This window comes from Morganella sp. Je.2.23, from assembly GCF_051129855.1.
GTDB classification, from domain to species: domain Bacteria; phylum Pseudomonadota; class Gammaproteobacteria; order Enterobacterales; family Enterobacteriaceae; genus Morganella; species Morganella sibonii.
In genome coordinates this window covers 345322-361702 of the sequence record NZ_JBCPSQ010000001.1, presented here as the reverse complement: position 1 = coordinate 361702, position 16381 = coordinate 345322, and the positions used below count along the sequence as shown (strand labels likewise).

17 protein-coding genes and 1 tRNA gene are annotated in these 16381 nt (G+C 50.5%); 10 read left to right on the top strand and 8 right to left on the bottom strand.

The window, feature by feature from the left end; translation table 11 throughout:
• The first annotated feature begins 4 nt into the window (after nucleotides 1–4).
• Both AAZR23_RS01660 and AAZR23_RS01655 read left to right on the top strand, forming a co-directional pair.
• The gene (locus tag AAZR23_RS01660) at nucleotides 5–694 is read left to right on the top strand and encodes an outer membrane lipoprotein-sorting protein (protein ID WP_243846731.1); all 690 of its coding nucleotides are present in this window, start codon (nucleotides 5–7) and stop codon (nucleotides 692–694) included.
• Nucleotides 695–697: 3 nt separating this feature from the next.
• Nucleotides 698–1969, top strand: coding sequence for a hypothetical protein (locus tag AAZR23_RS01655; RefSeq protein WP_243846729.1), 1272 nt, complete (start codon nucleotides 698–700; stop codon nucleotides 1967–1969).
• A gap of 178 nt (nucleotides 1970–2147) precedes the next feature.
• Here the strand turns inward: AAZR23_RS01655 and AAZR23_RS01650 are convergent.
• A tRNA-Ser gene (locus AAZR23_RS01650) sits at nucleotides 2148–2235 on the bottom strand.
• Between the two features lie 191 nt (nucleotides 2236–2426).
• Here AAZR23_RS01650 and AAZR23_RS01645 point away from each other — a divergent pair.
• Nucleotides 2427–2756, top strand: coding sequence for a TusE/DsrC/DsvC family sulfur relay protein (locus AAZR23_RS01645; protein ID WP_046892641.1), 330 nt, complete (start codon nucleotides 2427–2429; stop codon nucleotides 2754–2756).
• Nucleotides 2757–2763: 7 nt separating this feature from the next.
• Here AAZR23_RS01645 and AAZR23_RS01640 read toward each other — a convergent pair whose 3' ends face one another.
• Complete coding sequence (locus AAZR23_RS01640) at nucleotides 2764–3042, bottom strand: acylphosphatase (protein WP_434690105.1); 279 nt, start codon at nucleotides 3040–3042, stop codon at nucleotides 2764–2766.
• Between the two features lie 201 nt (nucleotides 3043–3243).
• Between AAZR23_RS01640 and hspQ the strand changes: the two genes are divergently transcribed.
• Nucleotides 3244–3564 (top strand): heat shock protein HspQ, encoded by a 321-nt coding sequence (gene hspQ, locus AAZR23_RS01635; protein ID WP_004235876.1) that lies wholly within the window; start codon nucleotides 3244–3246, stop codon nucleotides 3562–3564.
• Nucleotides 3565–3609: 45 nt separating this feature from the next.
• Here hspQ and AAZR23_RS01630 read toward each other — a convergent pair whose 3' ends face one another.
• Entirely contained in the window at nucleotides 3610–4023 is a 414-nt protein-coding gene (locus AAZR23_RS01630; protein WP_107678261.1) for a CoA-binding protein, read from the bottom strand.
• Nucleotides 4024–4154: 131 nt separating this feature from the next.
• Between AAZR23_RS01630 and AAZR23_RS01625 the strand changes: the two genes are divergently transcribed.
• A complete protein-coding gene (locus AAZR23_RS01625; protein ID WP_046892717.1) occupies nucleotides 4155–4613 on the top strand; it encodes a methylglyoxal synthase in 459 nt (152 codons plus the stop codon).
• A 44-nt stretch (nucleotides 4614–4657) separates the two neighbouring features.
• Here AAZR23_RS01625 and helD read toward each other — a convergent pair whose 3' ends face one another.
• A complete protein-coding gene (gene helD / locus AAZR23_RS01620; protein ID WP_434690101.1) occupies nucleotides 4658–6712 on the bottom strand; it encodes a DNA helicase IV in 2055 nt (684 codons plus the stop codon).
• Nucleotides 6713–6867: 155 nt separating this feature from the next.
• Here helD and yccS point away from each other — a divergent pair, with 155 nt between their 5' ends.
• On the top strand, nucleotides 6868–9084 hold the full coding sequence (yccS, locus tag AAZR23_RS01615) for a YccS family putative transporter (protein WP_218427825.1): 2217 nt from the start codon (nucleotides 6868–6870) through the stop codon (nucleotides 9082–9084).
• 44 nt (nucleotides 9085–9128) lie between these two features.
• Here the strand turns inward: yccS and AAZR23_RS01610 are convergent, their stop codons facing one another.
• Entirely contained in the window at nucleotides 9129–9740 is a 612-nt protein-coding gene (locus AAZR23_RS01610) for a TfoX/Sxy family DNA transformation protein (RefSeq protein WP_166707349.1), read from the bottom strand.
• A 224-nt stretch (nucleotides 9741–9964) separates the two neighbouring features.
• Here AAZR23_RS01610 and sulA point away from each other — a divergent pair, with 224 nt between their 5' ends.
• Complete coding sequence (gene sulA / locus AAZR23_RS01605) at nucleotides 9965–10471, top strand: SOS-induced cell division inhibitor SulA (RefSeq protein ID WP_166708934.1); 507 nt, start codon at nucleotides 9965–9967, stop codon at nucleotides 10469–10471.
• Between the two features lie 350 nt (nucleotides 10472–10821).
• A complete protein-coding gene (ompA, locus tag AAZR23_RS01600) occupies nucleotides 10822–11898 on the top strand; it encodes a porin OmpA (protein WP_046893876.1) in 1077 nt (358 codons plus the stop codon).
• A gap of 75 nt (nucleotides 11899–11973) precedes the next feature.
• Here the strand turns inward: ompA and matP are convergent, their stop codons facing one another.
• A complete protein-coding gene (gene matP, locus AAZR23_RS01595) occupies nucleotides 11974–12432 on the bottom strand; it encodes a macrodomain Ter protein MatP (protein ID WP_046893875.1) in 459 nt (152 codons plus the stop codon).
• A gap of 261 nt (nucleotides 12433–12693) precedes the next feature.
• On the opposite strand from matP, the gene AAZR23_RS01590 reads away from it, so the two are divergent.
• Nucleotides 12694–14439: an AAA family ATPase gene (locus AAZR23_RS01590; protein WP_046893907.1), complete on the top strand. Its 1746-nt coding sequence runs from the start codon at nucleotides 12694–12696 to the stop codon at nucleotides 14437–14439.
• A gap of 86 nt (nucleotides 14440–14525) precedes the next feature.
• Nucleotides 14526–15044, top strand: coding sequence for a bifunctional 3-hydroxydecanoyl-ACP dehydratase/trans-2-decenoyl-ACP isomerase (gene fabA / locus AAZR23_RS01585; RefSeq protein WP_107678256.1), 519 nt, complete (start codon nucleotides 14526–14528; stop codon nucleotides 15042–15044).
• A gap of 234 nt (nucleotides 15045–15278) precedes the next feature.
• On the opposite strand, the gene rmf is transcribed toward fabA, so the two are convergent.
• The gene (gene rmf, locus AAZR23_RS01580; protein ID WP_015422581.1) at nucleotides 15279–15446 is read right to left on the bottom strand and encodes a ribosome modulation factor; all 168 of its coding nucleotides are present in this window, start codon (nucleotides 15444–15446) and stop codon (nucleotides 15279–15281) included.
• A 347-nt stretch (nucleotides 15447–15793) separates the two neighbouring features.
• Nucleotides 15794–16381 carry a membrane integrity-associated transporter subunit PqiC gene (gene pqiC, locus AAZR23_RS01575; protein ID WP_052926148.1) on the bottom strand — a complete coding sequence of 196 codons (588 nt, stop codon included), beginning with the start codon at nucleotides 16379–16381 and terminating at the stop codon, nucleotides 15794–15796.

Genomic DNA, 16381 nt, shown 5'->3' with positions numbered 1-16381 from the left:
TATTTTGAAAAAAAGTGACGATGTCCGGAATCCGCCCCGCGCGTTCAGTCTGGTGACGACGCTGATCAGTTATAAAAACGGCCAGCAGCATGAAAAAAGTGAGCTGAAACTGTATTCACGTCCGGATGAAAACGGCGGACAGTATCACAGCTTATTACGTTTTATCAGCCCTCAGCGTGATGCCGGAAAATTAACATTAAAAAGCGGGCGTGACCTGTGGATGTATGATCCTAACAGTAAGGCCAGTGTTCCTATTTCCCCGCAGCAGAGATTATTAGGTCAGGCCTCTAACGGTGATGTGGTGACGGCAAACTGGGCTGCGGATTATAGTGCGTCTCTGGTTGCGGAGGAAACCATCAAAGATGGTGATAAACAGGATCGTGACTGCTATCGTCTTCATTTAACGGCAACAAACCCTGACGCCGCTTATCCTGCCATGGAATTATGGGTAGATAAAACCAGCTTTAAAAGCCATAAAGCCGAATTTTACGCCTTAAACGGAAGTCTGCTGAAAACCACGTATTATCGCCGTTATGATGCGGTATTAGACGGGGAAAGACCGACAGAAGCGGTGATTATTGATGGTATTAATTCACAGCTGGTGACCGTGATCCGCAACCAGCAATTTGAATGGAGTGATGTTCCTGCATCCTGGTTCCAGCGTGATTTTTTACCTCATATCCGGGATAACTGATTCATGCTGAACCGCTCTGCTTGCAGAATTGCCGGTATATTCTGCCTGGCCGGATATAGTCTGTTACGGACCAGTCCGGCCGCCGCCATGGAAGACTCCGTCCTTCAGGCACTGGAAATCGCTGACAATACGGTATTTGAGGAAGTCAAAAGCCATACACTGTCCATGGCGGCTGAAATAGCCGGAACCATCAATGAAGCAGGTAAAAATATTCAGCGCCTGTCACTGGATATGCGTCTGGATACCCCGGTCTTTTCAGATAAGGCCAGGGTTGTCGTATCCAACCGGACTGATGCCCGCTTTTATGGTGCACTGGGCCATAGCGGTAATGTAAATACGCTTCGTGAAGCCTATATCAGCTACAAAGCAGCCTCAGATACCATTGTGGAAACCGGTCGTATCAATACCCGCTACGGGGTTGCTCTGGGGTATAACCCGACTGATTTTCTGGGCAAAAATACCGTACGTTCTGTCGTTTCCGCTGATCCTGAAAGTCTGCGGACAAACAGACTGGGTAACGTCATGATACGCCTCCAGCAAGGCTGGGATAAAGCATCTGTCACCGCTATCATCGCCCCGAAACTGGGAGATAAGCCAAATAATGCCGCTTTCAGCCCGGACTGGGCCGCCGGTAACCCGCGGGATCGCTTGCTGTTATCCGCAAGCTACAAATTCGGGGAAAATTTTAATCCGCAGATTTTATATTTTCAGGAATCCGGACGCTCACCACAGTTCGGCCTGAATATTTCCCGCGTCCTCAGCCGCTCAACACTGGTATACGCCGAGTGGGCCGGCGGGCGGCAGCCGCTGACATGGCAAAATGCATTACCGGACGGTCAGCAGGAAGATAAATGGCGTAATCGCACAGCCGCCGGTATAACCTGGAGTTCTGACAGTAATCTGACACTGCGCTTGGAAGGACATTATGACGGCAGCGCAGATAATGAAAAGGCATCTCAAAAGCTCTCCCGCCTGCCTCCGGCTGCGATCGCACAATCCGGCCTGAGCAGTAATATGCAGGATGTGATGGCATCAAAACGATCGGTATTATTTCAGGCTTACCATAAAGATATTATTGACCAATATGATCTTAATCTGATCCTGCAACGGGATTTGCAGAAAAGTAAAAATATAGGTTTCGCTGAAGTCCGCCATCATATGGGACCGGCAGATGTCGCTTTGCAGTGGCAGAAAACCTATTCACTGAATGAAAAAAAAGGGTATGAAATCACGCCGGAACAGCGCTGGCAGTTATCACTCAACTATTATTTTTAACCCCCGGAACGGGTTCCGGGGCTTTAATCTGATAAGTCTTCATAAATCATCAATATTTTATCGCGGAAATTACAGAGATTCAGAAAGATGACAGCAGACTTCGGCAGAAGGATATTTTGCTGTAAGGCTTGATTTATCAGGGATTAAAAGACTCAGGGGGGATTACATAAAGTGAAGATGGCGGAGGAGGAGAGATTCGAACTCTCGGACGGTTTCCCGTCGGCGGTTTTCAAGACCGCTGCCTTAAGCCGCTCGGCCACCCCTCCGCAATGACGAGCACTATAGTCTCCTCCCGGCGCCTTGTAAAGTCCCGGATAGTCCGAATGACGGAAATTTAGTCATTTCTCAATGTGTTAGCTGATTTTATCATCACAACCGCCGGTTTCTTTCTTCTGATGCTTGGGATACCCGCAGATTTTTGCTACATTTTCATTCTCATTTTCAGCAGGTTCAGATTATGTTTGTGTTTGAAGGGCGTGAAATCGCCACTGATCCCCACGGCTATTTACTCAATGTGCAGGACTGGCAGGAGTCGATGGTGCCGCTGCTGGCTGAACAGGAAGAGATTATCCTGACAGAACAGCACTGGGAAGTTATCCGCTTTGTGCGGGATTTTTATCTGGAATTTAATACCTCACCGGCTATCCGTATGCTGGTAAAAGCGATCACACAGAAGTATGGCGAGGAGCGCGGGAACAGCCGTTATCTGTACCGCCTGTTTCCGAAAGGCCCCGCCAAACAGGCAACAAAACTGGCCGGACTGCCGAAACCGGTGAAGTGTATCTGACAGCCGTTTATTCGTGGCGGACACGAAATACCGCAACTTCCCTGTAATCACAGGGGGTTGCGATAATATCCGTAACTTTCGCCCCCGGCGGCCCGCCCGCTTCCAGCCACGCGGTCATCGCGTCAAGCACACTTTCATCGCCATATGCTTCAATTTCCACGCTGCCGTCCTGACGGTTACGGACAAAACCGGTCACATCGCGGCGTTTTGCCCAATAAAACGTTTGATAGCGAAAACCCACGCCCTGAACGCGTCCGTATACGGCAAAATGTCGTCCTGTCTTCATGATATCGCTCCTTTTTCTGAAAATAGCACTATTTTAATCTGTATCGCTGTCCGCCGGTTGTAATTTTCCCTGCACCCCGATAACCTGAAATTGTCAGCTGTTGCTGATTGCAGTGATAGGAAACAACAATCTGTTAAGGGATTGAATCTGTCATCAGTACCCCCCATATTAGTAACAGAGCAAGTTTCTTCGGAGGTGATTATGATGATTTCAAGTAAGTTCGGTATCGGACAACAAGTCCGCCATAAGCTGCTTGGCTACCTGGGCGTGATTGTTGATATTGATGCTGAATACTCACTGGATCAGCCGGAAGAGGACGATATCGCATCCAATATGAACCTGCGCTCTGCGCCCTGGTACCACGTCGTGATGGAAGACGATAACGGTGAACCTATCCATAGCTATCTGGCAGAAGCCCAGATCACTTATGAGATGGATGAAGACCACCCTGATAACATCACTATGGATGAGCTGGCTGAGTCCATCCGCAACCAGTTACAGTCTCCCCGGTTGCGCAATTAATACACGAAGAGCCCCGCCACTCACATGCCGGGGCTTTATTTTTGCTTATTTTTCCAGCCCCAGACGCGGGATCTCAATTTTCGGACAACGATCCTCAACGAACAGCAGCCCGGCGTTTTCCGCCAGTGTTTTCGCCTCACTGCTGACGATTCCCTGCTGCAGCCACAGCACTTTTGCTTTCACAGCAATCGCTTCCTCTGCAATACCCGGCGCCGCATCTGCATTACGGAAAACATCCACCATATCCACCGGTTCCGGAATATCAGCCAGCGTGGCATAGACCAGCTGACCAATCAGCGTTTTTCCCGCCAGTTTCGGATTCACCGGAATCACCCGGTATCCCTGTCCCAGCAGATATTCCATCACATGATAAACAGGACGATCCGGTTTATCACTCGCACCGGCCACGGCAATCGTTTTTACCTGCTGAAGAATACCGGTCAGAAATGCGTCATTCATATAAGCCTCTTTTGTCATCCTGCACAACAATCTGAGTTATAGCATACTGAATTGAAAATCACCTGTTGGCGGAACCTTTTTTTTCGCTTATGTTATTGAATAACATTTTATTCGCCGGAAAAGAGAGCGTTATGGAATCAACCACCCGAGTACTGACCAGGCATAAAAAAATCGCCCTTGTGGCACATGATCACTATAAATCCAAATTACTGGACTGGGTTAAGCGCAATCAGGCTAAATTAGAGAGCCACGAACTGTTCGCCACCGGAACGACCGGCAAGCTTATCAGCCGTGAAACGGGGCTTGAAATCACCGGTATGCTGAGCGGCCCGATGGGCGGGGATCAGCAGATAGGGTCAATGATTGCGGAAGGGAAAATTGATGTGCTGATTTTCTTCTGGGACCCGCTCAATGCGGTACCGCATGATCCGGATGTAAAAGCTCTGCTGCGTCTGGCGACCGTCTGGAATATCCCGGTGGCGACCAATATGTCCACTGCCGATTTTATTATTCACTCGCCGGATTTCGATAATGATGTGGATATTGTTATTCCGGATTACAACCGCTATTTAAGTGAGCGGACTCAGTAACCGCGCGTTGCGGCGGTGAACCTTCCCCGCCGCATTTTCCCCGTTCAGGGCTTTTTCACCCGGCTGACACCCATATCCGCCAGCTCTTCCGCAAAACAGGACGGCGAGTCCTTGTCATACAGCAGCCAGACCTGTTTTTTCGCCCTCGTCAGTGCCACATACATCAGGCGGCGCTCCTCGGCGTGCATAAATTCCTCTTCCCGCGGCAGCAATCCCTGTTCAATCACCGATTCCCGGGCAGCTGCGGGGAAACCGTCCCGTTCATCCGTCAGCCCGGTAATAATGACATAATCCGCCTGCTGCCCTTTTGAGGCATGCATGGTCATAAAGCGGATAGTCAGATGCGGCCAGCGGGTTGCGGCCAGCGACAGAATGTCCGGTTTCAGATGGTGATAACGCGCCAGAATCAGGATCGTTTCTGCTTCTGTCACATAGCCGCTCATTTTATTCAGCAGTGCTTCCAGCTGGTTGTCCGGCAGTAACAGAACAGCTTTCTTATCCCCTTTCGTCAGGCTGTTGAGCGGTTTATTCAGTTGTTGCGGATTGCGCTGAATAAAGCCGTTGGCGATTTCACCGATACGGCTGTTAAACCGGTATGTGGTATCCAGCGCACACCGGCCGCCATCGCCGAAAACAGTACTGAAATCGGTGGTCAGCGTCAGTTCCGCACCACTGAAACGGTAAATCGCCTGCCAGTCATCACCGACAGCAAATAATGTGGTTTGCGGGTTCTGAGCCCGCAACGCGTGGATCAGTTTTGCCCGCAGCGGAGAGATATCCTGGAATTCATCCACCAGCACTGCTTTCCACGGTGAAATAAACCGCCCTTTCTCAATCAGATTCACCGCCTGATGAATAAGCCCGGAGAAGTCTGTCGCTCCCTCTTCTTTCAGAGCCGTTTTCCAGGCTTTTAAAAACGGAGCCATCAGTTTGATTTGTTTTGTGAATTCTGCAGCGATATCCGGCGGTGCGGATTCAATCATCACTTTCTGGCTGCCGCCGTTCATGCGCATCAGGCTCAGCCAGCGATCAATTCTCGGCACTATGCGGCGGCACAGAGTATCATCTTCCCAGTATTCGCCCTCATCCACCCGCCAGTTCATACTGCCGCTGATAAGTTCACGCCAGCCTTTTGCCTGCGCTTTTTTCTCACGGCACTGAGTCTGCCAGACCGATTTAATCAGTTCATGACGGGCAGCCGTATCGCTTTCCAGCTCACTGATCACCGGCGATTTATTGGATGCCTCGCGGATAATATGCAGCGCGAGGGCATGAAACGTTTTGCTGCGGATATCTTCCGTATGCAGACAGCGCTGAATACGCTCATTCATTTCATCCGCCGCCTGCCGCCCGAAAGCCAGCATCAGAATCTGTTCCGGCAACGCCTGCTGACGGCGCAGCAGCCAGCCCGCCCGCGCCACCAGTACCGATGTTTTGCCGCTCCCTGCACCGGCCAGCACCAGCACGGACGGTTCACCGTTGACCACCGCCTCACTCTGCGAGGTATTCAGCGGGGAGGATTCAATATTGGCAAAGAAATCCGCATACGTTTCAAGGCATTGTTTTGTCCATTCCCGGTTACGCTGACGACGTTTTTCATCTGTATGAGTGAGCCAGTCCAGACAAAACTGATATGACGGCGCGCAGTTATCAAAACCGGTCAGACGGGCACGGGGCAGCGGCAGTGCCGCAAAGGTACGCAGAATACTGTCATGCAGTTTCTGACTTTCCGGCTGTGTCAGCCAGCGATCAGCCTGAATAACCGCGTTAATTTCACTGACCTGTTTATCCAGCACACCTGCGCTGACCACACTCATTTCGTCACTCCAGCGTGACCAGATATCAGTAACATACTGATAAAACGCCTGAGTTTCCTGCCATTGAGTACCATGCAGACGCACAACCTGCTCATCCGGCAGTTCAAACTCCAGTTCGCCCCAGACAATGCCGCGTTTACATTGGATATTGATTAACTCATTGAAAGGAATAACATACCGGTGTTTTGCCCCGCTGACTTCGATACCTGCGTTGAGTAACCGCACGCGGTTGTAAGGATGCCGGGCCAGTGTCTGCCCCATTTGTGTTGATTTTAATTCCATGTGTTCCGCACCGTTACAAGATTGAAATCAATATGTGATAAAACCAGATGTGGTAAAACGTATGCCAGCGCCATACCATTGCCATATTACAGTAAAGATGTCATTAGTTTACTGCCAAATTCCCGTTAAGGGTATTCTGACTCATTGAGGTTATTGTGCTTGCAGCGTTTTCCGGCTTCAGCCGGTATATTTATAACAGTAATTTTCTTTACTATTTCCGCATTCTGATTGCGCTGACCGGTACCACTCTGGTGCCGTGGCTGCTGCACATGCCGCCGAAAGTCACTATCGCCCTGACGCTCGGGATGGTGGCAGCCGCACTGACAGACCTCGATGACCGGCTTGCCGGACGCCTGCGTAATCTGTTTATCACGCTGATCTCTTTCTTTGTCGCCTCTGCGTCAATTGAACTGCTGTATGACCACCATCTCCTGTTTATGGCCGGGCTGGCCGTATCAACCAGCGGATTTATTCTGCTGGGAGCGCTCGGTCAGCGTTACGCCACCATTGCTTTCGGGGCACTGCTGATCGCCATTTACACGATGCTGGGTAAAAACCTGTTTGATGACTGGTATCAGCAACCGCTGTTACTGCTGACAGGGGCGGTCTGGTACAACCTGCTGACCCTGACCGGACATCTGTTTTTTCCTGTCCGCCCCCTTCAGGATAACCTTGCCCGCTATTATATGCAGCTCTCCGGTTATCTGGAGGCAAAAGCCAACCTGTTTGATCCGGATATCGAAGAGGATTACCAGCAATCTGTTTTTGAACTGGCTATGGCAAACAGTGCGCTGACCGACGCCATGCATCAGGCGAAAACCACGCTGTTCTCCCGCCTCAAAGGCGATCGCGGTCAGCGCAGTACCCGCCATGCGCTTCATTATTACTTTGTCGCCCAGGATATTCATGAGCGGGCGAGTTCGTCCCATATTCAGTATCAGAATTTAAGTAACGAACTGCGCTACAGCGATATCATGTTCCGTTTCCAGCGGCTGATGACAATGCAGGGCCACGCCTGCGCTGCGGTGGCGCAGGCCATTTTACAGCGCCGGAAATATCATCATAATCCGCGCTTTGAACGGACGTTCTCTTATCTGGAAAACTCCCTGAATTTGCTGGAACAGCAAAAACCCGGCAACAGCAGTGTCATGGCACTGCGCCATCTGCTGACCAACCTGCGCGGGGTCGATTCCCAGCTTAAAGGCCTGACTGCGGAGCAGACTCAGTTGCCGGCTGAAAAGATGCAGGAAGATGCGCGGCTGTCCAACGAAAACTTACAGGGGCTGCGTGATATCTGGGCACGTGTCCGGCAGAACCTGACACCGCGATCGGCCCTGTTCCGCCATGCCATCCGGATGTCACTGCTGCTGTGTGCCGGTTACGCTATCATTCTGACCTTTGATTTAACCCGCGGTTACTGGATTATGCTGACCAGTCTGTTTGTCTGCCAGCCTAACTACAGCGCCACACGACGCCGCCTGATGCTGCGTATCACCGGGACACTGGCAGGGATACTGATCGGCCTGCCGGTCATGTATTTTGTGCCTTCTTATGAGGGACAGCTTATTCTGATGGTACTGTCCGGACTGATGTTCTTTGTGTTCCGTACCAGTCAGTATGCCCAGGCAACAATATTTATCACCCTGCTGGTGCTGTTCAGTTTCAACCTGCTGGGCGAGGGGTTTGATATCGCGATTCACCGCATTATTGATACCATAATCGGTTGCGGGCTCGCCTGGTTTGCGGTCAGTTATATCTGGCCGGACTGGAAATACCGTCAGCTCCCGCTGGTCATTGACCGTACCATGCAGGCAAACGGCCGCTATCTGGAACAAATACTGCAACAGTATTACAACGGCAAAAGTGACAGCCTGGAATACCGGGTTGCCCGCCGTGATGCGCATATCAGCGACGGGGAATTTGCCTCTGTTGTGGCCAATATATCCTCAGAGCCGAGCAGTTACCGCACATCACAGGATGAAGCATTCCGCCTGCTCTGCCTGAACCATACGCTGCTCAGTTATATTTCCGCTCTCGGTGCCCACCGGACCAAACTCACGGATGACACTATTCTGCGTCTGCTGAACGACGCCATCCGTTATATCGAGACTGCTCTGCAAAAAGGACACAGGGAAGAGTTGCAGGTTCAGGCGATTGCGGATGCACTGGCACAGCGTCTGGATAAATGTACCTGTGATAATCACAGTACCGAGCAACTGGTACTGGAGCAAATCCGTCTGTTACTCGGTCTGACACCGGACATTACCGGGCTTATCCGGCAGATAAATGACAAAGAACGTCCCCTGCCGCCGGCCGCCGGACGGTTCCGCCGCAAAAAAACCATTGCGGCGGATGATGCGCAAAACGGATAATCCCGGCCCGGGGACGGTAACATTCCCCGGGATGGCCATACCGGTTAATTCAGCCTGCCGTGCCAGTGGATAAGATCCTCACGCAGTGCCTTCGGCAATACCGCACTGTGACACCCCTCAATCGCCCCCGCGATGGCGAACAGTAATTTCAGCTCATTCTGCGGCCGGGCTTTGACCTTCAGGAAACTGGCTTTGGCCCCCAGCAGATAGAGGTCATCCACCCGGCGGATACCCGCCTGCCACAAGCGGCGTTCCAGGGCCCTGTCCACATTAGGCAGATCTTTAATCCGTGACGGCAACTGCTGCCGTGACTGTGCATGCGCCCTCGCATGCAGGTAGGTCTGGTAAAAAAGGATCTCACACTGCTGGGGGCGCTGCCATACCGCATCCGGTACACGGTAATAATTAATCCGCATCGGCAGGATCCGCTTGGGATAAGTGAACCGGTCACTCAGCTCCAGCCGGCAGAATAATTCCCGGGTGGCTTCTGTACTTTTCAGCCAGAGCTGACTGTTGGCTATCAGCGCGAAAGTGACCCGGTCGATGGATAATCCCATACACCCGAATTGTGATTTCAGACGTATCCGGCCGAACGGTTGTGTGCTGTGTTGAAGACGATCAAACTGAACATCTGACAATTTCAAATAATCTTTCATATTATCAGTCCTTTGAAAGCAGGTTAAACGTATCGTTGTGTCATTCCCTGACTGAGCTCAGCTGTCGCCACAAAATAAGGAATGTTTCCCCGATTGCCAACGATAAATTCGTATTTGTATCCGGCAAACCTGAATTTTGCGAGTTGTATGGAAAAAATTTACTTGATCTGAGCGAAATTGAATTATACTGTATACATATACAGTATCACTATGTGAGGTTAACTATGCGCCAGCAGGCAACCCGGGAATACTTCCCTGTAACACCGGCATCTGTGTCACCCGCTCCTGCGGGGGAAAGCCGTCAGGACGGAATGGTCAGCGAACTGGTTTATCGCAATAATGATATCGTTCTGACTCATATTCTGCTTCCTTTATTACGTCAGCTTGCCGGGGAGTCCCGCTGGCTGTTATGGCTCTCACCGGGGGCAAAACTTAACCGCAGCTGGTTATCGCAGAACCATCTGCCGGGTGATAAAGTAATGCAGCTGTCCCGTATTCCTGAAATCAACAGTGTTGCCGCGATGGAGAAAGCACTGGCCAGCGGTAATTACAGTGTGGTTCTGGGCTGGCTGCCGGTGCTGACTGAGCAGGAAAATATCCGGTTACAGCGCGCTGCGGAACAGGGCAGTTGTCTCGGTTTTATTATGCGTCCCCGGGAATGGCATCATGCGAATACCCCTGTCGCACGACAACTGAATACCTTACAAATTCATTCTTTCCCTTATCATTGAGGAAAATTAAGAATATTCTCAGTCTTTTTTACAAGCCCGTATCATTTGCTCTGCTTCATTAATAAAATTGCACTATTTCAACGCGTTAAGCCAAATATCCAAAGAAATTGACTATTTTGTATGTTTATGAATCAGTACAGTTTTTTACATTTTTTTAGTCGAATTCTACCGGACAGGCTTGTAACTTTTAAAGTTCGCTGTAGACTTTACACCGTTAAGGTAGTGCTTAAAATTCCCTGTTGGGAGCTATTTGCTAAATAGTGCACATAATCCCTGACTATTTTTAAAAACCAAAGGCAAAAATAAGGCTATTTAAGCCAGAGCCAATTTGGATGATAACGAGGCGTAAAATGAAAAAGACAGCTATCGCAGTAGCAGTGGCAGTGGCAGCTTTCGCAAGCGTTGCGCAGGCAGCTCCAAAAGACAATACCTGGTATGCCGGTGGTAAATTAGGTTGGTCCCAGTATCAGAATACCGGTACCGGTAACGTTTTCGGTGGTGAAAACTTAGGTAATACTGGTCCTACTCATAAAGATCAGCTCGGCGCTGGTGCTTATGTTGGTTTCCAGCACAACCAGTACATGGGCTTTGAATTAGGTTATGACTGGTTAGGTCGTATGCCTTACAAAGGCGACGGTAACAACGGCGCATTCAAAGCACAGGGCGTTCAGCTGACTACCAAACTGAGCTATCCGGTAATGGATGACTTAGACGTTTATACCCGTCTGGGTGCAATGGTATGGCGCGCAGATGCAACAGCATCTCACAACGGTGTTCGTTATAAAGACAACGATACCGGTGTTTCTCCGCTGTTCGCACTGGGTACTGAGTATGCAATCACCCGTGATATCGCAGCTCGTTTAGAGTATCAGTGGATCAACAACATCGGTGATGTTGAATCAACTATGGCACGTCCGGATAACGGCATGCTGAGCGTTGGTGTTGCTTACCGTTTCGGCCAGGATGAAGTTGCTGCACCAGTTGCAGAACCAGCTCCGGTTGTTGCACCAGTTGTTGAGAACAAACGTTTCACTCTGCGTTCAGACGTTCTGTTCAACTTCAACAAATCTACTCTGAAAGCTGAAGGTCAGGAAGCTCTGAACCAGCTGTTCAACGAACTGGCATCAATCGATCCGACTCAGGGCAACGTCCTGGTTATCGGTTACACTGACCGCATCGGTTCACAGAACTACAACCTGCCACTGTCTCAGAAACGTGCACAGAGCGTTGTAGATTACCTGGTAGCTAAAGGCATCCCTGCCGGCAGCATCCGTGCAGAAGGCCGCGGTAAAGAAGATCCTGTCACTGGCAACAAATGTGACAACATCAAACAGCGCGCTGCTCTGATCGAATGTCTGGCACCAGACCGTCGTGTTGAAATCGAAATCCAGGGTGTAACTGAACAAGTTTCTCAGCCTGCTCAGTAAGTTCTGATTCGGTTGCATGATGCGATTCGGTTGCACAATGCAATGAATTATATAAACCCCATCTCCGGATGGGGTTTATTTTTTGTCCGTTCCCAGCAGGCTTTGCAAATCTTCTTTCAGCGATGTCATCTTCGTCGCGTACTTTTCTTTGCGCTCCGCATCTTCCAGTAACTGCACAATCGTTTCCGACAGCGTACTGCCCCGCCGCTGTGATAAGGCAGACAACCGCTGCCAGACCAGAAATTCCAGATCAACCGATTTTTTACGGGTATGCTGCTGTTCAGCATTAAAATGACGCTTGCGCCGCGCACGGATAGTCTGGCTCATTCTGTTCACCAGTGCCGGAGACATATGCTTTTGTATCCAGCCGGTGACTTTCGCCGGATGTGATTCCAGTTTCAGTAACTGCGCCACCACCTCTTCTTCCCGGCTTTTTTCCGTATAACGGGTAATCGCCTCACCTTCACGGTGTTTTTTGACCAGATAAGCCCACTTCCAGCCACATTCAAGATTCTCTAGTTGCTGATATTTCATGATTTTTCTCAGTGACAGGGTAACACTGACATAAGCATAGCAATATTCCCTGTAAAAAACCGCCCCCCTGCACAATTCTTTCCTGTCAGCACGGGTAAAAATAAACGCCGCGAGGATAGCTATCCGGCCTGCTTACGCGCTACAATGTCCCGCTATTTTCGTTACTATTCAAAGGCGGTGCTGATAACCGCACACTGCGGAGAGCACCAGATCCTGCCGCAACAATTAAATCCGACATTATCAAAAAGCAGACAATACCGAGTGAATATTAAACAGTTGACCTGGCAGGCATTACTGCCTGATGAAAACAGTTACCGCACCCTCCTGGAAACCGCATCTGAACTGCCTGCCCGGCAGGCGGATATCGTGCAGCCGCGCTTACAGGAAAGTTTGTCACTTTTCAGTCATCCGGCGGCAAAACGCCGTTTTATGCTGGTGAAAAGTGACGAAAGTGAGTGCTATCTGGATACGATAGCGCAGTTACTGCCGCCGGAAGTCAAAGTCCGGCAGAAACACACCATGGGCGGTGAATACCACTTTGATAATCACAGGTTTGTCTTTACCCCTGCGGATAACGGCCATTTCAGTGCCGTACAGCCGTTCGCTGTCTGTGACTGGACAGAGCCTGAGCAATTGTTCGGCCAGGTCTATACCCATCACCAGCACGTTCAGTTGCAGCCCGGTATTATTCATCAGGTCAATGGCGGCTTTCTGATCATGTCACTGCGCAGTCTGCTCGCACAGCCGCTGATGTGGCTGCGCTTAAAGCAGATGGTCTGCGCACAGCGTTTTGACTGGCTTGCACACTCAGAACAACATCCGCTGCCGTTCCCGGCTGACAGTATGCCGCTCGATCTGCGTGTCATCGTGGTTGGTGACCGCCTGAGCCTGGATGAGTTTATGCTGTCCGAACCGGAACTGAGCGAAGAAGCCCTGTACGGCGAATATGAATTTGATTATCAGCTGGAAGAAACGGATCAGCTGACCACCTGGTGTCAGTTTATCAACGGCCTGCTGAAACAGAATCAGCTGCCGCCGCTCAGTGCTGACGGCTGGTATGAGCTGCTCTGTCAGGGCATGCGTTTTCAGGAAGATAAAAAAGCCCTGCCGCTCGACCTGACATGGCTGACGACTCTGCTGCGCGATGCCGCTACCCTGCTGCCCGCAGAGACCATCACCGCGGAAGCGCTGCGCAAAATTAAAGATAACCGCAGCTGGCGGCACGGCTATCTGGCTGACCGCGGGCTGGATGAAATTCTTCAGGGTCAGGTTTATATCCAGACCCAGGGCAGTACTGTCGGCCAGATCAACGGTTTATCCGTTCTCCAGTATCCGGGACACCCGGACGCGACCGGTGAACCTTCGCGTATCACTTGTGTGGCACATATCGGTGATGGTGAGTTTGTTGATGTCGAACGCAAATCAGAGCTTGGCGGCAATATTCACGCCAAAGGCATGATGATTATGCAGGCTTATCTGATTGCCGAACTCAAACTGGAGCAGCCGTTCCCGTTCTCCACCTCCGTGGTGTTTGAACAATCCTACGGCGAAGTGGATGGTGACAGCGCCTCACTGGCGGAACTGTGTGCATTGATCAGTGCCCTCTCCTGGCAGCCGGTTGACCAGCAGATTGCAGTAACCGGCTCTGTCGATCAGTTCGGGTTTGTGCAGGCCATCGGCGGCGTGAATGAGAAAATCGAAGGCTTCTTCCGTCTGTGTCAGGCCAGAGGGCTGACCGGTAAGCAGGGTGTGATTATCCCGTCCTCAAATGAGCGTCATCTGGTGCTGGCAGATGATGTGGTTAATGCGGTACGCCAGGGTGAATTCCACATATGGACGGCAGCGCATGTCTCACAGGCGGCCTCACACCTGATGAATATGCCGTATTATGAAGAAGAAAGTAATCCGTCCGGAGAACACTTGTTAGCTATAATTCAGGATCGGATTTTCCTGGCAAATAATCAGGATAAACCGAGAAGTTCGTGGTTTTCCCGCTGGTGGAAATAGCACATTTTTTATCTGATCGGACTTGTTCAGCGTACAAGTGTAAGCTATTGTGTAGCCTATCTGTTAAACAAGGCAAAGATTGAGTTATGGTCGCAAAACAAGAATCCTACACAAAGCAAGAACTTGAAGCCTCAGGACGGGGTGAACTCTTTGGTGAAAACGGACCACCACTGCCGTCCGGCAATATGCTGATGATGGATCGCGTCATTAAAATGAGCGAAACCGGTGGTCATTTTGATAAAGGCTATATCGAAGCTGAGCTGGATATCAAACCTGAGCTGTGGTTTTTCGGTTGCCATTTCGTCAACGACCCGGTAATGCCGGGCTGTCTGGGTCTCGATGCCATGTGGCAGTTAGTCGGTTTCTATCTCGGCTGGCTGGGCGGTGAAGGCAAAGGCCGTGCACTGGGCGTGGGTGAAGTGAAATTTACCGGCCAGGTTCTGCCGACCTCGAAAAAGGTCACCTACCGCATCCACCTCAAGCGTGTGATCAACCGTAAGCTGATCATGGGTATCGGTGACGGTGAAGTCTTTGTTGATGATAAACTGATTTACACCGCATCAGAATTGAAAGTGGGTCTTTTCAAAGACACCAGCGCGTTTTAATCTTTCTTTCCGTGGTGTTATCCGTAAAAAACCTCCGCATGCGGAGGTTTGAGATTGCTGACAAAGCAGGATAAAACGTGGTTTTTCCTGCTTTGTGTTATCAGCCGAAAATCAATAAATTGATTTTCCTGGTTTATTTTTACAACCTCTGTCGGTCGTCACCAACCCATGCGGGTTTGTCAACGACCTGAAACTGCATCGTAACCGATGCAGTTTTTTATCCTTCAAACCGGGTTACGCAATGACCGCCCTTTTATCGATGGCCTCGCGCCAGCCTCCCAACCAATGAGAACGTTCGTCAATTTTAAGATACGGGCAACTCTCTTTAGAACGTCCTAAAATACCCGCCTGATAACCTTTGGTTAATGCTCTGGCTAAACGATCACGCTTTTGTCTTTTCATGCCGTTACTTCCCTCATGTTATTCAGTGCTGTAAACAGGTTGATTTTCATTCAACCCATAATAGGAATACGCTTTCGGGGCAGAGTTTGCAAGTAAAGAAGATTCAGGGCATGTCAGTCCCGCTTTGCATAAAAATACACAATAAAAACAGGGCTGTTATTTTACCTGCGTAATCAGATTATTAGTTTTCTGCGGACAGTAAAGGCGGTCAGAAGGATATATCAGGCGGGAGAAAAATCATTTTTGCGATCAGCAGATTAACCGGAGTAATGTGGCCTGTTTCACAAATTTGTCATTTTGATGATAATTCACTCTCTGCACGCCCTGTGCAGAGAGTGAATGACAAATTACTTACGCAGTTCGTCAGCCACAGACTGTGACACCTGTGCCCAGCCCTCACCCAGCGTACGTACCAGCGCCGGATAGCCGTTTTCGGCCTGTTCCAGTACCAGATTAAACGGATGGCGGATCACCGCATCCCCGTGGGTATAAATCCAGCTGCCCGCCACAATCACTTTGCCGTCATAACGGCCGTGGAACCCTGTAACCGTAACGGTCAGGGTATCCGGTTTGGTTTCCAGCGGCTGTACGGAGACCAGCCGGTCCGGCAGTGCCTGACTGAGCTGCGCTGTCATCGCCTCCAGCAACTGCTGTTCCAGCGGCCCGGCCCACAGATTGGTGCTGCCGATGTTGTATTCCACATCACTGGTCTGATAGACAATCCCTGCATTCCCCAGAACATCCCCGAGCGTGATACGCTGAATCCATAACTGCGGATGGCGGTTGTCACTGCCGGTGCTGCGGAAGCCTGTCTGCGTACTGCTGCTGTCAGCAGCCGCCACCGGCAACTGATAATACTGTTTTACCGGGGTGCTGCTGCACCCCGCCAGTACAAAAACGCCCAGAAATGCCAGTGCTTTTGTCAGTTTTTTCAT